The sequence below is a fragment of the Serratia sp. 2C06 genome, from assembly GCF_050037615.1.
In the GTDB taxonomy this organism is placed as follows: Bacteria; Pseudomonadota; Gammaproteobacteria; order Enterobacterales; family Enterobacteriaceae; genus Serratia; species Serratia ureilytica.
Window position 1 is genome coordinate 1245959 of the sequence record NZ_CP188299.1, and the last position, 14913, is coordinate 1260871.

Below are 14913 nucleotides of genomic sequence, written 5' to 3' on the forward strand. Positions count from 1 at the left end.
GAACAGGCTCCAACATTGATGATGATACGATGACGAGAAAAATAACCTGGTTAACAGCTCTGGCCTTAGGCATCAGCACCCTGTCGCAGGCCGCCACCGCGCCGACCGTGGCGGCCCAGCCGCCGATCGCCGCGGCGGCCGATACGGCGGCCGCGCCGCAGGATCCGAATGCGCCGGTGCGCGACGTGTCGCTGCCGTTCGCGCAGATAGCGCCGCCGCCGGGCAGCTTTGTTCTGCGCGGCACCCGGCCGGACGGGCAGATCGAATTCGGCGTGCGCAGCGATGAGGTGGTCTCGCAGGCGATGCTCGACCTGGAATTTACGCCGTCGCCGGCGCTGATCCCGGTCGAGTCGCACGTCAAGGTCTACCTCAACGACGAGCTGATGGGCGTGACCACGATCGCCAAGGAGCAGTTGGGCAAGCCCAATCGCATCCAGATGGCGATCGATCCGCGCTATATCACCGATTTTAACCGCGTCCGGCTGGTGTTCGTCGGCCATTATCAGAACATCTGCGAAAACCCGGCCAGCACCTCGCTGTGGCTCGACGTCAGCAAATCCAGCGCGCTGAAGCTGCGCTTCCAGACGCTGCCGGTGAAAAACGAGCTGTCGCACTTCCCTGAGCCGTTCTTCGACAGCCGCGACAATCGGCCGCTGACGCTGCCGATGGTGTTCGCCGGCCAGCCGGATCTGGCCCAGCAGCGCGCGGCGGGCATTCTGGCCTCGTGGTTCGGCAGCAAGGCGCAGTGGCGCGGGCAATCCTTCCCGACGCTGTATAACGCGCTGCCGACGCAGCACGCGGTGGTGTTCGCCACCAATAAGCAGCGCCCGGATTTCCTGCGCGATTACCCGGCGGTCAACGGCCCGACGGTGGAGATGATCAGCCACCCCGACAATCCCTACGTCAAACTGCTGCTGATTCAGGGGCGTGACGACAACGATTTGATCACCGCGGTGAAGGGCATCGCGCAGGGCGACATTCTGTTCCGCGGCCAGAACGTGACGGTGGACAAGGTGGAACAGCTGGCGCCGCGCCAGCCTTACGACGCGCCGAACTGGGTGCGCACCGATCGGCCGATGACCTTCGCCGAACTGCAGCAATACGCCGAACAGCTGCAAACCAGCGGCATCGAGCCCGGCCCGATTTCATTGACCATGAACTTGCCGCCGGATCTGTTCCTGATCCGCAGCACCGGCATCGATATGCACCTCAAGTACCGTTATACCGCGCCGCGCATTCAGGACGGTTCGCGGCTGAGCGTCAGCCTGAACAACCAGTTCGTGCAGGCCTACTCGCTGGTGCCGGAACACGAACAGGGGGCGCAGCTGCTGCGCCTGCCGTTGACGCAGGGGCTGCTCGACTCCGACAAGAACGTCAGCATCCCGGCGCTGCGGCTGGGTGCCACCAACCAGCTGCGCTTTGACTTTGACTACACCACGCTACTGGCCAGCGGCGCGGAAGGGCGCTGCGAAACCTACTCCTTCACGCCAAACCACGCGGTGATCGACGGCGCGTCTACCATCGATTTCTCCGGCTACCGCCACTTTATGGCGATGCCGGACCTGCGCGCCTTCGCCAACGCCGGCTTCCCGTTCAGCCGCCTGGCGGATCTGTCGCAAACGCTGGTGTTGGTGAACCAGAAACCGCAGCCGGCGCAGGTCAGCGCGCTGCTGAACGCGCTCGGCGTGATCGGCGCGCAAACCGGCTACCCGGCGCTGGCCTTCACGCTGAGCGACGACTGGTCGCAGGCCAAGGATCGCGACGACGACATCCTGATGGTCGGCACCATTCCGCAGGCGCTGCGCGACGACAAGAAAATCAGTCTGCTGGTGGACGCGACCCAAAGCTGGGTGAAACAGCCGACGCGCCAACCGCCGCTGCCCAGCTCGGAAGTGCTGGCGGAGGACGCCAAGCCGGACAGCAAGACCACCGTCAGTTCCGAGGGGGCGATGTCGGCGATCATTGGCGTGCAGTCGCCGTTCAACGACCAGCGCAGCATCGTGGCGCTGTTGGCGGACAGCCCGCGCGGCTATGAGCTGCTGAACAATGCCCTGCTGGACAGCGGCAAGCGCGCCGCAGTGTTCGGCTCGGTGGCGGTGATCCGCGAATCGGGGGTCAACAGCCTGCGCGTCGGCGATGTTTACTATGTCGGTCACCTGCCTTGGTGGGAGCGGCTTTGGTATGCCCTCTCCACGCATCCGGTCCTGCTGGCGGTGCTCGCGGTGGTGCTGGTGGTGATCCTGGGGTTGATGCTGTGGCGCGGCCTGAAGGCCTTCAGCCGGCGGCGTCTGGCGCCTGAAGATCGGGATTGACGGCGGTGAACGCGATGCTGCAACGCCTGTCGCTCGGCATGCTGCTGCTGTGCGCTTTCAGCGCGGCGGCGGCCTGCGAATGGCCGGGCTGGCAACAGTACAAGCAGTTCTACATCAGCCCGCAGGGGCGGGTGATCGATCCGAGCAGCCCGAACAAAATCACCACGTCGGAGGGGCAGAGTTACGGCCTGTTCTTCGCCCTGGTGGCCAATGACCGGCCGACCTTCGACCAGCTGTTGACCTGGACGGAGAACAACCTGGCGGCGGGCGATCTCAGCGCCCGTTTACCCGCCTGGCTGTGGGGCGAGGGCGACGACAAGCAGTGGAAGGTGCTGGACGCCAACTCGGCGTCGGACGCCGATCTGTGGATCGCTTATAACCTGCTCGAAGCCGGCCGCCTGTGGAAAAGCCGGCGTTATCAAACCCTGGGGACGCTGCTGTTGCAGCGCATCGGCCGCGAGGAAGTGGCCGACATCCCCGGCCTGGGGCTGATGCTGCTGCCGGGCAAAGTCGGGTTCGTGGCGGAAGATCGCTGGCGGCTGAACCCCAGCTACCTGCCGCCGCAGCTGTTGACGCGTTTTGCGGCGCTGAACGGCCCGTGGCGCGCGATGCGCGAGATCAATCAGCGGCTGTGGTTGGAGACCGCGCCGCACGGCTTCTCGCCGGACTGGGTGGTATGGCGGGTCGGCGCCGGCTGGCAGCCGGACACCGTCAAGCCGAACGTCGGCAGCTACGACGCCATTCGGGTCTATCTGTGGGCCGGCATGCTGGCGGACGACGATGAACACAAGGCGGCGCTGCTCAAACGCTTCCAGCCGATGGCGCAGCTCACCGCCAGCCAGGGCGTGCCGCCGGAGAAAACCGATACCGCCAGCGGCAAAACCACCGGCGACGGCCCGGTCGGCTTTTCCGCCGCGATGTTGCCGATGTTGGCGGCGCAGGCCGACGCGCTGGCGGCCCAGCGGCAACGGATCGGCGAACACCCGCCGGGTGACGACGCCTATTTCAGCGCCTCGCTGACGCTGTTCGGCCAGGGGTGGGATCAACAACGTTATCGCTTTAATCGTCAGGGTGAATTGCAACCCTCGTGGGACGGCCAATGCACAACTTCAAAATAAACTGGCTGAATTTGATTCCGCTGAGTCTGGCGATGCTGCCGCAGGCGCGCGCTGCGGAGGCCGTGGCGCCGGAGCAGTGGCTGCTGGAGCAGGTGCGCATTGGCGAGGCCGGCAACAAGGACGATCTGGTGCGCCAATCGCTGTACCGGCTCGAACTGATGGATCCGAACAACCCGGACGTGATCGCCGCGCGCATGCGTTTGGCGCTGCGGCAGGGCAACATGGCGCTGGCGCAGCAGCAGTTGGACAAGCTGAAAACGCTCGCGCCGCAGTCCAGCGCTTATCGCCAGGCGCAAATGAACATGCTGCTGACCCAGCCGGAAACCCGGCAAAAGCTGCAGCAGGCGCGCCTGATGGCGACCGCCGGCCGGTTGCCGGAGGCCAAGGCGCAGTACGATGCGCTGTTCCACGGCGAGCCGCCGACGCTCGATCTGGCGGTGGAATACTGGCGGCTGGTGGCGCGCTTGCCGGGACAGGAGGCGAAGGCGTTAAAGCAGCTGCAGGCGCTGGATCAGCAATATTCCGGCAACGCGGCGCTGCGCATGTCGCTGGCGCGCATGCTGTTCAGCCAGAATCAGGACGCGCAGGCCTATGAACTGCTGCAGAAGATCGCCGCCGATCCGGCCGGGCGCGGCGATGCCGCCGATCTGTGGCTGGACAAGGTCAAAGCGATGCCGGTCAGCGCGCAGAGCGTAGCGGCGCTCAACCGTTTCCTCGGCGTGTTCGACACCGGCGATCAGGCGACCAGCGCCCGTGAAGAGCTGGCCAGACAGCAGAAACTGTTGGCCGATCCGGCTTATCAGGCGCGGGTGCGCGGCCTGGCACAGGTGGATAAAGGCGGCAGCCGGGCGGCCATTCCTGAGTTGCAAAAGGCGTTGGCGGCGACGCCGAACGACGCCGAGGTGCTGGGCGCGCTCGGCCAGGCCTATTCACGCGCCGGTGACCGCCCGCAGGCGCTGAAGCTGTTTCGCCAGGCGCTGGCGGCCGACAAGAATGGCTACGGCAGCGGCAAATGGCAGAGCCTGATTAAGAGCACCGGCTACTGGCTGGCGATTGACGAGGGCGACAAAGCGCTCAAGGCCGGCAATCTCGCGCTGGCCCGGCAGAAATATCAGCAGGCGCGCCAGCTCGACGACAGCGACGGCGATGCGTTTATCGGCCTGGGCGATGTGGCGGTGGCGAGCAAGGATGACGCCGCGGCGGAAGGGTTTTATCAGCAGGCGTTGCGGCGCGATCCCGGCAACGGCAGCGCGCTGCGCGGCCTGGTGAATATCTATCAACGCCAGTCGCCGGAAAAAGCGCTGGCCTACCTTGACGGCCTGCCGCGCAGCCAGCAGGCCAAGCTGCGCAGCACTCTCGATGGGCTGCGGCTCGACAGGTTGAAACAGCAGGCGGAGACGCTGGCGCAGCAGCAACAGTGGCAGCAGGCGGCGGAAATCTATCGGCGCGCCCAGCCGATGGCGCCCGACGATGTCTGGCTGACCTATCGCTATGCCCAGGCGCTGCGTCAGGCCGGGCAGCCGCAACAGGCGGACGCCTTATTCCGGCAGCTGACGCAGCGCCAGCACGCCAATCCGCAGCTGACCTACGCCTATGCGCTCTATCTTTCCGGCAGCGATCGCGACAGGCAGGCGCTGGCGCAGCTCAATACCCTGCCTGCGGCGCAATGGAACGACAACATGCGCGAACTGGCGCAGCGGCTGAAAATGCAGGCGGTAATCGAGCATGCCGAACGGCTGCGGGCCGCCGGTGACGAAGCGGCGGCGGAAGCCTATCTGCGCCGGCAGCCGGCGGACACCCGCATCGATTTGCTGCTCGCCGACTGGGCGCTGGCGCGCGGGGAGTATGCGGCGGCGCTGGACGACTATCAGCGGGTGAAACGGCGTGAACCGAACAACCCGGATGCGCAGCTGGGCGAGATCGAAGCCTATGTGGCGCAGGGGGATCTGGACGCGGCGCGTCAGCGGCTGAAAACCGAACCGCAGCCGCAAGACGCTTCGCTCAACAGCCAACGGCGGGTCGCCAACGCCTGGGGCGCGGTCGGCGATCCGCAGCAGGCCGACGCGCTCTTCAGCCGGCTGAAAACGGCGGCGGCTTCGGAGCCCGCCGGGCAGACCAAGGCGCTTGTTTATCGTGACGCCGCCCGGCTGGAACGGGCTCAGCAACAGCCTGAGCGGGCGCAGCAGGATTACCGCCAGGCGATGGTGGCCGGCGGCATCACGCCGACGCTGCCGCAGGATAATGACGGCTACACCTATTTGACGCGCAATAATCCGAGCGACGACTGGCTGAAACGCGGCATCCGCTCCGACGCCGCGGATCTGTATCGACAGCAAGACGTGAACGTCACGCTCGATCACGATTACTGGCGCTCGAGCGGCACCGGCGGCATTTCCGACTTCAACGCGCACGACACCATGCTGCAGGTGGACATGCCGCTGTATGACGGGCGCGCCTTTTTGCGTACCGACACCGTGCAGCTGGATGCCGGCCGCTTCTCGACCGACGGCAGCGGCAAGTACTACGAAACCTTCGGCACCTGCCACACGCAAGGGTGCCGCGGCGATGAACACCAGAAAACCACCGGCACCAGCGTGGCGGCCGGCTGGAAAAACGATCGCTGGGCCGCCGACATCGGCACGACGCCGATGGGCTTTGAGGTGGTCGACTGGACCGGCGGCCTGGCCTACAGCGGCGACTGGAACCACATCGGCTGGACGCTGGCGGCCTCGCGGCGGCCGATCTCCAGCTCGCTGCTGGCGTTTGGCGGCGCCAAGGATCCGAATACCGGCACTACCTGGGGCGGCGTGCGCGCCACCGGCGTCAGTCTGAGCGCCAGCTACGATCGCGGCGAGGCGAACGGCGTGTGGGCCGATCTCAGCGCGCACCAGCTCACCGGCAAGAACGTGGCGGACAACCAGCGGCAGCGGTTGATGGCCGGTTACTACTACAAGCTGATCAACGAAGACAATCGCCGCCTGAGCGTTGGGCTCAATACCATGCTGTGGCACTACCAGAAGGATTTGAGCGGCTATTCGCTGGGGCAGGGCGGCTATTACAGCCCGCAGCAATATCTGTCGCTGTCGCTGCCGGTCAACTACCGTCAGCGCACCGAGAACTGGTCGTGGGAGCTGGGCGGTTCGGTTTCGCTGTCCCATTCCAAAACCGACAGCCAGCGCCGCTATCCGCTGCAGGGACTGATCCCGGATTCGTTGCCCGATAAGTTCGCCGTCGAGGACGGCAGCTCCTCGAGCGGCGTCGGTTATACCCTGCGGGCGATCGTCGAACGCCGTCTCAGTTCGCACTGGACGCTCGGCGCCGGCATCGACATTCAACAGGCGAAGGACTATACGCCGAGCCACGCGTTGATTTATCTGCGTTATTCCCTGGCCGGCTGGCAAGGGGATCTCGATTTGCCGCCGCAGCCGCTGACGCCTTACGCCGACTTCAAGTAGCCGGAAGGGGGAAAGATTCGGAGTGTCGGACGCCGGGGAGTTTTGTTACCCTGTGTGCGGGTCGCGTTTGTTCGCTTTAGGAAAAGACTGAAACCCGCGATTTTCTTGGTTTTGCCTGCGGCATAGCCAGATAAAAACAGCCGATGATCGAGTATACTCAGCCCGGTTCGAGGGGGCGGGTGAGAGTCAGCCCCCTTTTTTGTTTCAGCCCGATTTCACGGAGAGCAGGTTTGCGGGTCAGGCGTTCGTTAACGATTAAGCAGATGGCGACAGTGTCCGGCGTGGCGCTGGTTACGATCTGCATCTTTATCGTGATCCAGTTATTCCACTTTGTGCAGCAGCGCAGGGATGACTACGCCCAGCAACTGGAGAATATCGCCCACTCCGTGCGCCAGCCGCTGGCGGAGGCGGTGCTGCGCATGGACGTGCCGGAAGCCAAAAGGGTGCTGAACACGCTGTTGCCGGTCGGCATTCTCAGCCGGGCGGATATCGTCTTGCCGAACGAGTTTCAGGCGCTGCACGCCAATTTCCCGCCGGAGCGGCCGGTGCCGACGCTGATCGCCCGGCTGTTTGAGCTGCCTATCCAAATTTCCGTGCCGCTCTATTCGCTGGAACGGGTGCCGGCCAACCAGCAGCCGCTGGCCTACCTGGTGCTGCAGGCCGATTCGTTCCGCATGTACCAGTTTATCCTCAGCATTTTGTCGACCATGCTGTCGACCTACCTGCTGCTGGCGCTGATCCTGTCGGTGTCCATCACCTGGTGCATGAACCGGCTGATGGTGCATCCGCTGCGCGCGATGGCCAAAGAGCTGGAGAACATCTCGCAGGACGAAGCGCCCTATCATCAACTGATGCTGCCGGCGCTGCACCAGGATGATGAGCTCGGCCTGCTGGTGCGCAATTACAACCGCAATCAACAGACGCTGGCCAAGGCGCATGCCGACATGAGCCGCCTGAGCACCCGCCACCCGGTGACCGAACTGCCCAACCCGGCCTTGCTGAACGCGTTGCTGGAACAGCATATCGCCTCCAGCCTGCGCCCCGAGCGTTTTAACCTGCTGGTGATCGGCATCGAGACGCTGCATGAAGCGTCGGGCGTGATGAGCCCGGCGATGCGTGAAGCGCTGCTGCTGGCGCTGGCGAAGAAGCTGCGCAGCTGCATCGACGAAAACGGCGTGCTGGCACAGCTTAGCAATACCGAATTCGCCATCCTGGCCAAGGGCATCGAGCGGCCGTTCCACGCCATGCAGCTGGCGCGGCGCATCATGGCGGAGATCAACGCGCCGTTGACGCTGGAAGGACTGGCGCTGCGGCCCAACGCCAGCATCGGCATCGCCCACTACCTCAATCAGGGGGAGAGCGCGGAACAGCTGCTGCGCAGCGCCACCTCGGCGATGATGTCCGCACATCGCGAAGGGAAAAATCAGATCCTGTTCTTCGAACCCAGCCTGACGGAGCGCACGCAGAAGCGATTGACGCAGGAGAGCGAGATCCTGCACGGTATTGAGCAGCGGCATTTCACGCTGTTCCTGCAGCCACAGATCGACATGCAGTCCAACGAGGTGATTGGCGCAGAAGCGTTGCTGCGCTGGCAGCAGTACGACGGCAGCTATACCCTGCCGGCCGACGTTATCCCGCTCGCGGAAGAGCTGGGCGTGATCGTGCCTCTCGGCAACTGGGTGCTGGAAGAGTCTTGCCGCATCCTGGCGGACTGGCAAAAACGCGGCATTGCGCTGCCGCTGGCGGTTAACGTTTCCGGCATTCAGATGCAGGATGAAGCGTTCGTCCCGCATCTGAAAAATCTGCTGGCGCAGTATCGAATCGATCCGCGCAAGCTGCTGCTGGAGATCACCGAGACGGTACGCATCGATGATCTCGACCGCGCGCTGGCGCTGCTGCGCGAGCTGCACGATCTGGGGCTGTCGATCGCGTTGGACGACTTCGGCATGGGCTACTCCAGCCTGGAGTACCTGAACCGGTTGAAATCCCTGCCGATCGATTTGATTAAAATCGACCGCAGTTTCATTCAGGGGCTGCCGGCCGACGATGCGATGGTGCGCATCGTCAGTTCAATCTCTGAAGTGCTGGCGTTGCCGGTGATGGCCGAAGGCGTGGAAAACGCCGAGCAGCGCGACTGGCTGCTGAAGCACGGCATTCGCAGCGGGCAAGGGTTCCTGTTCGCCCGGCCGCTGCCGCGTGAAGCGTTCGAAACCGAGTTTTGCCGCGCGGCGCCGTGAGCGCCGCGTTACCTTTCCGGTACTTTTCCCCGTCCGAAAATCGCTATTCCACTCATACCTCTTTTGCGTTAGTGCAAACAAAGGCTTACGCAATTTTCAGCTTTGCACCCGGACTGACGCGTTTCAGCTCTTAAATTCACATCAACCCTGAGGGGTGGGTGCAACAAATTATTTCCATGTTGTTAAGTGGGTGTTATTTTCCGCGCAAGCAATGAACAGGCTGGATTTTTAGACTGCCGCCTGGTGCGTGTCTTCCCCCCATAGGATGTTCATATGAAAACAACAATTTTTAAGAGCCTCTATTTTCAGGTGCTGACGGCGATCACGCTGGGTATCCTGCTTGGCCACTTCTACCCTGACCTCGGCGCCCAGATGAAACCCTTGGGCGATGGCTTCGTCAAGCTGATCAAGATGATTATCGCCCCGGTGATTTTCTGCACCGTGGTGACCGGCATCGCCGGCATGGAAAGCATGAAGGCGGTGGGGCGCACCGGCGCCATCGCGCTGCTGTATTTTGAAATCGTCAGCACCCTCGCGCTGATTATCGGCCTGGTGATCGTCAACCTGGTGCAACCGGGCGCCGGCATGAACGTCGATCCCGGTACGCTGGACGCCAAAGCGGTGGCGATCTACGCCGAGCAGGCGCAGCAGCAGGGCATCATTCCGTTCCTGCTGGACATCATCCCCGGCAGCGTGATCGGCGCGTTCGCCAGCGGCAACATTCTTCAGGTGCTGCTGTTCGCGGTACTGTTCGGCTTCGCCCTGCATCGTCTGGGCGACAAAGGGCAGCTGATCTACAACGTGATCGACAGCTTCTCGCGGGTGATTTTCGGCATCATCAACATGATCATGCGTCTGGCGCCGCTGGGGGCCTTCGGCGCCATGGCGTTTACCATCGGTAAATACGGCGTCGGCACGCTGGTGCAACTCGGCCAGCTGATCGTGTGTTTCTATATCACCTGCATCCTGTTCGTGGTGGTGGTGTTGGGCAGCATCGCCCGCGCCAACGGCTTCAGCATCTTCAAATTCGTCAACTACATCAAAGAAGAGCTGCTGATCGTGCTGGGGACCTCGTCGTCTGAATCCGCGCTGCCGCGCATGCTGGATAAAATGGAGAAGTTGGGCTGCAAGAAATCGGTGGTGGGTCTGGTGATCCCGACCGGATACTCCTTCAACCTGGACGGCACCTCTATCTACCTGACCATGGCCGCGGTGTTTATCGCTCAGGCGACCAACACCCACATGGATATCATGCATCAGATTACCCTGCTGGTGGTGTTGCTGCTCTCCTCCAAAGGGGCGGCGGGCGTGACCGGCAGCGGCTTTATCGTGTTGGCCGCCACCATCTCCGCCGTGGGCCACCTGCCGCTGGCCGGCCTGGCGCTGATCCTCGGCATCGACCGCTTTATGTCGGAAGCTCGCGCGCTGACCAACCTGGTGGGCAATGGCGTGGCGACCGTGGTCGTGGCCAAATGGTGTAATCAGCTGGATGAGAAGCAGCTGAAAGACACCCTGAACAACAAAAACACCGGCGCGGACAAAACGCTGCCTTCCGCCTGATTTTGGCGGTAAATCACCGGTCGCATCCGCGGCCGGTGAGCTTCTTCCCCTGCCTCGTAACGATTTTTTGCATTAAAAACCCCGCAATCTATTATTTTTCACTCTAATGAGTGACATCCGCAAAGGCGCGCGGTCTAACACGATGGTACACTTTCTGCTTTCCGCCCCACCGTGAAACTCAGGGCGTATTTTTATGATTCCATTGAATGGAATACACGCATTTGCATAAGAAATTGGATAGTCATTAAGTAGGGGTTCACATGCAGGGCACCAGAATTCATCTTATAGTTGGTGGGCTGCTACTGGCGGCAGTCAGTGGCAGCGTGCAGGCTGAAGCACTACAACCCGATCCTGCCTGGCAGCAGGGGGCGCTGGCCAACGGGTTTTCATGGCAGATTCTCGATACGCCGCAGCGGCCGAGCGACCGCGTGGAACTGCGGCTGATCGTCAATACCGGCTCTTTGGTGGAGTCTTCGCAGCAGACCGGCTTTGCCCACCTGCTGCCGCGGCTGGCGTTGACGCGCAGCGAAAGCTTCACGGCGCCGCAGCTGCGGGCGCTGTGGCAGCAGAGCGTAGATAACGAGCGGCCGCTGCCGCCGGCTATCATCTCGTACGATTTCACCATGTATAACCTCAGCTTGCCGAACAACCGGCCCGATCTGCTGAAAGAAGCGCTGGCCTGGCTGGCGGACACGACCGGCAAACTGGCGATCGACGAGCACACGGTGCACGCGGTGATGAATTCCAGCATCAATCCGGTCGGCACTTTCCCACCCAATACCAAAGACGCCTGGTGGCGTTACCGCCTGAAAGGCTCGACGCTGCTGGCGCACGATCCGGCGCAGCCGGCGAAACGGCCGGTCAACCTTGAGCAGTTGAAGAAATTCTATCAGCAGTGGTACACACCGGACGCCATGACGCTGTTCGTGGTCGGCAAGGTTGACAGCCGCAGCCTGGGCGAGCAGATCAACAAGGCTTTCTCGCCGCTGCAGGGCAAACGTGAAACCCCGGCTCCGATGCCGACCCTGACGCCGCTGCCGCAGCAGCCGGTGAGCCTGATCAGCGAGCAGGTGAAGCAGGATACGCTGTCGATCATGTGGGATTCGCCGTGGCACCCGATTCGCGATTCGCAAAGCCTGCTGCGCTACTGGCGTGGCGATCTCGCCCGCGAGGCGTTGTTCTGGCACCTCCAGCAGACGCTGGAAAAAAGCGACCAGAAAAACCTGCATTTGGGCTTTGACTGCCGCGTGCAGTACCAGCGCGGGCAGTGCGCCATCCACCTGGATACGCCGAACAACAACCTGAACGGCAGCCTGGGCTTCATTGCCCGCGAACTGGCCAACGTGCGGGACAACGGCCTGTCGAAAGAGGAATTCGATGCGCTGCTGGCGCAGAAAAACGATCAGCTGAGCAAGCTGTTCGCGACCTACGCCCGTACCGACACCGACGTGCTGATGAGCCAGCGTCTGCGGTCGCAGCAGAGCGGGGTGGTGGATATCGCGCCGGAGCTGTACCAGAAGTTGCGCCAGGAGTTCCTGTCCAGCCTGACGCTGGAGACGCTGAATCAGGCGCTGAAGCTGCAGTTGTCTCAGGACGCGACGTTGGTGCTGATGCAGCCGAAGGGCGAGCCGGAAATGAGCATGAAGCAGCTGCAGGATACCTATAACGGCATCATGATGCCGCCGCCGGCGGTGGTGACGGAAGAAGCCAAACCGGCGGACACCGCAGTCGCTTCGCCGGCGACGGACGCCGCTGGCGCGCAGTAATTCGTGGCAGGGGGCTCAGGCCCCCTCAGTTGCGGTACAGCACCTTGATGATATGGTAACCGAACTGGGTTTTGACCGGGCCGTAAGGTTTGAGCAGCGGGATGCTGAACACCGCTTTATCGAACGCAGGCACCATTGCGCCTTTGTTGAATTCGCCCAGCGAGCCGCCGTTGCGTTTTGACGGGCAGCTCGAGTATTTGCGCGCCAGCGTGTCGAAGCTGACGCCACGCTTAAGCTTGGCCAGCAGCTCGTTGGCCAGCTTTTCATTGTCTACCAGAATGTGCAGGGCGCACGCCGTTTTTGCCATGGTATTGCCTTTGTCGATGCGAAAATTGCGCTGATTATACCCGCTAAATCTCATCGGCGCTTTCTGCTACAATTCCCTTCCACGTTTTACAGTCGAGCAAGTCAGCGCCATGCGATTAAACCCCAGCCAACAACAAGCCGTCGAATTCGTTACCGGGCCCTGCCTGGTGTTGGCCGGTGCCGGCTCCGGCAAGACGCGCGTTATCACTAATAAGATAGCCCACCTGATCCACCACTGCGGCTATCAGGCGCGGCACATCGCCGCCGTGACTTTTACCAACAAAGCCGCGCGCGAGATGAAAGAGCGCGTGTCGCAAACCCTGGGACGCAAAGAGGCGCGTGGGCTGATGATTTCCACCTTCCACACTCTGGGGCTGGAAATCATCAAGCGGGAATATGTGGCGCTGGGCATGAAGTCCAACTTCTCGCTGTTCGACGACCAGGATCAGCTGGCGCTGTTGAAAGAGCTGACCGAAAAGTGGCTGGAAAGCGATAAGACGCTGGTGGCGCAGCTGATTACGACCATCTCCAACTGGAAAAACGACCTGATCGATCCCCAGCGGGCGGCGGAGCTGGCGCGCTCGGAGCGCGACAAGCTGTTCGCCCACTGCTACGGCCTTTACCACGCCCATATGCGGGCGTGCAACGTACTGGACTTCGATGACTTGATCCTGCTGCCGACGCTGCTGCTGCAACGCAACGAAGAGGTGCGTGAACGCTGGCAGCAGCGCATCCGCTATCTGCTGGTGGATGAGTATCAGGATACCAACACCAGCCAATACGAGCTGGTGAAGCTGTTGGTGGGCCATCGCGCGCGCTTTACCGTGGTGGGCGACGACGACCAGTCGATTTACTCCTGGCGCGGCGCGCGGCCGCAGAATCTGGTGCTGCTGAAGGAAGATTTCCCGGCGCTGCAGGTGATCAAGCTGGAGCAAAACTACCGTTCCAGCGAGCGCATTTTGAAGGCGGCCAACATTCTGATCGCCAATAACCCGCACGTGTTTGAAAAGCGGCTGTTTTCTGAGCTGGGGTATGGCGAGGAGCTGAAGGTGGTGACCGCCAACAACGAGGATCACGAAGCCGAGCGCGTGGTGGGGGAACTGATCGCCCACCACTTCGTGAAAAAAACCAACTACGGCGACTATGCGATTCTCTACCGTGGCAACCACCAGTCGCGGGTGTTTGAAAAGATGCTGATGCAGAACCGCATCCCGTACAAGATTTCCGGCGGCACGTCGTTCTTCTCTCGCCCCGAGATCAAGGATCTGCTGGCCTACCTGCGCGTGCTGACCAACCCGGACGACGACAGCGCCTTCCTGCGCATCGTCAATACCCCCAAGCGCGAGATCGGTCCGGCGACGCTGCAGAAGCTCGGCGAATGGGCCAACCAGCGCAACAAGAGTTTATTCCACGCCAGTTTCGATCTGGGGCTGAGCCAGCACTTGACCGGGCGCGGACTGGAATCGCTCCAGCGCTTCACCCACTGGCTGGGCGGCATCGCCCAACAGGCGGAGCGTGAGCCGGTGGCGGCGGTGCGCGATCTGATCCGCGGCGTGGATTATGAAAGCTGGCTGTTTGAAACCTCGACCAGCCCGAAGGCCGCCGAAATGCGGATGAAGAACGTCAATACGCTGTTCGGTTGGATGACGGAGATGCTGGAAGGCAACGATTTGGACGAGCCGATGACGCTGACCCAGGTCGTGACGCGCTTCACCCTGCGCGACATGATGGAGCGCGGTGAAAGCGAAGAGGAGCTGGATCAGGTGCAGCTGATGACGCTGCACGCTTCCAAAGGGTTGGAGTTCCCCTACGTGTTCCTGGTGGGCATGGAAGAGGGGCTGCTGCCGCACCAGAGCAGCATCGACGAAGACAATGTCGATGAAGAGCGGCGTCTGGCCTATGTGGGGATCACCCGCGCGCAAAAAGAGCTGATCTTCACCCTGTGCCGCGAACGCCGTCAGTACGGTGAGTTGGTGCGGCCGGAGCCGAGCCGATTCCTGCTGGAGCTGCCGCAGGACGATTTGGCGTGGGAAACCGAGCGCAAAGTGGTGAGCCCGCAGGAGCGGATGCAGAAGGGGCAGAGCCATCTGGCCAATATCCGCGCCCAGCTGGCCAAGGCCAAAGGCGGGAATTAAAAAGAAAGGGCGCTCATCGCGCCC

General features: G+C 62.4%; 8 protein-coding genes. 7 read left to right on the forward strand and 1 reads right to left on the reverse strand.

Features of this window, described 5'->3' with window-relative positions; translation table 11 throughout:
* The first annotated feature begins 29 nt into the window (after window positions 1-29).
* The 6 genes from bcsB (at window position 30) to ACP3TA_RS06370 (ending at window position 12448) form a co-directional block, all read left to right on the forward strand.
* Window positions 30-2312 carry a cellulose biosynthesis cyclic di-GMP-binding regulatory protein BcsB gene (bcsB, locus tag ACP3TA_RS06345; protein ID WP_426784566.1) on the forward strand — a complete coding sequence of 761 codons (2283 nt, stop codon included), beginning with the start codon at window positions 30-32 and terminating at the stop codon, window positions 2310-2312.
* A 5-nt stretch (window positions 2313-2317) separates the two neighbouring features.
* The gene (gene bcsZ / locus ACP3TA_RS06350) at window positions 2318-3430 is read left to right on the forward strand and encodes a cellulose synthase complex periplasmic endoglucanase BcsZ (protein WP_080273430.1); all 1113 of its coding nucleotides are present in this window, start codon (window positions 2318-2320) and stop codon (window positions 3428-3430) included.
* Window positions 3412-6885 carry a cellulose synthase complex outer membrane protein BcsC gene (gene bcsC, locus ACP3TA_RS06355; protein ID WP_033645051.1) on the forward strand — a complete coding sequence of 1158 codons (3474 nt, stop codon included), beginning with the start codon at window positions 3412-3414 and terminating at the stop codon, window positions 6883-6885. Before bcsZ ends, bcsC begins: the two co-directional genes overlap by 19 nt.
* A gap of 230 nt (window positions 6886-7115) precedes the next feature.
* Window positions 7116-9122 (forward strand): biofilm formation regulator HmsP, encoded by a 2007-nt coding sequence (gene hmsP / locus ACP3TA_RS06360; protein ID WP_426784567.1) that lies wholly within the window; start codon window positions 7116-7118, stop codon window positions 9120-9122.
* A gap of 273 nt (window positions 9123-9395) precedes the next feature.
* Window positions 9396-10682, forward strand: coding sequence for a dicarboxylate/amino acid:cation symporter (locus tag ACP3TA_RS06365; RefSeq protein ID WP_033645049.1), 1287 nt, complete (start codon window positions 9396-9398; stop codon window positions 10680-10682).
* Window positions 10683-10942: 260 nt separating this feature from the next.
* Window positions 10943-12448 carry a M16 family metallopeptidase gene (locus ACP3TA_RS06370; RefSeq protein WP_426784568.1) on the forward strand — a complete coding sequence of 502 codons (1506 nt, stop codon included), beginning with the start codon at window positions 10943-10945 and terminating at the stop codon, window positions 12446-12448.
* Between the two features lie 25 nt (window positions 12449-12473).
* Here ACP3TA_RS06370 and ppiC read toward each other — a convergent pair whose 3' ends face one another.
* Window positions 12474-12755 (reverse strand): peptidylprolyl isomerase PpiC, encoded by a 282-nt coding sequence (ppiC, locus tag ACP3TA_RS06375; protein ID WP_004934175.1) that lies wholly within the window; start codon window positions 12753-12755, stop codon window positions 12474-12476.
* Between the two features lie 109 nt (window positions 12756-12864).
* Between ppiC and rep the strand changes: the two genes are divergently transcribed.
* Window positions 12865-14889: a DNA helicase Rep gene (gene rep, locus ACP3TA_RS06380; protein ID WP_426784569.1), complete on the forward strand. Its 2025-nt coding sequence runs from the start codon at window positions 12865-12867 to the stop codon at window positions 14887-14889.
* Window positions 14890-14913 lie beyond the last annotated feature (24 nt).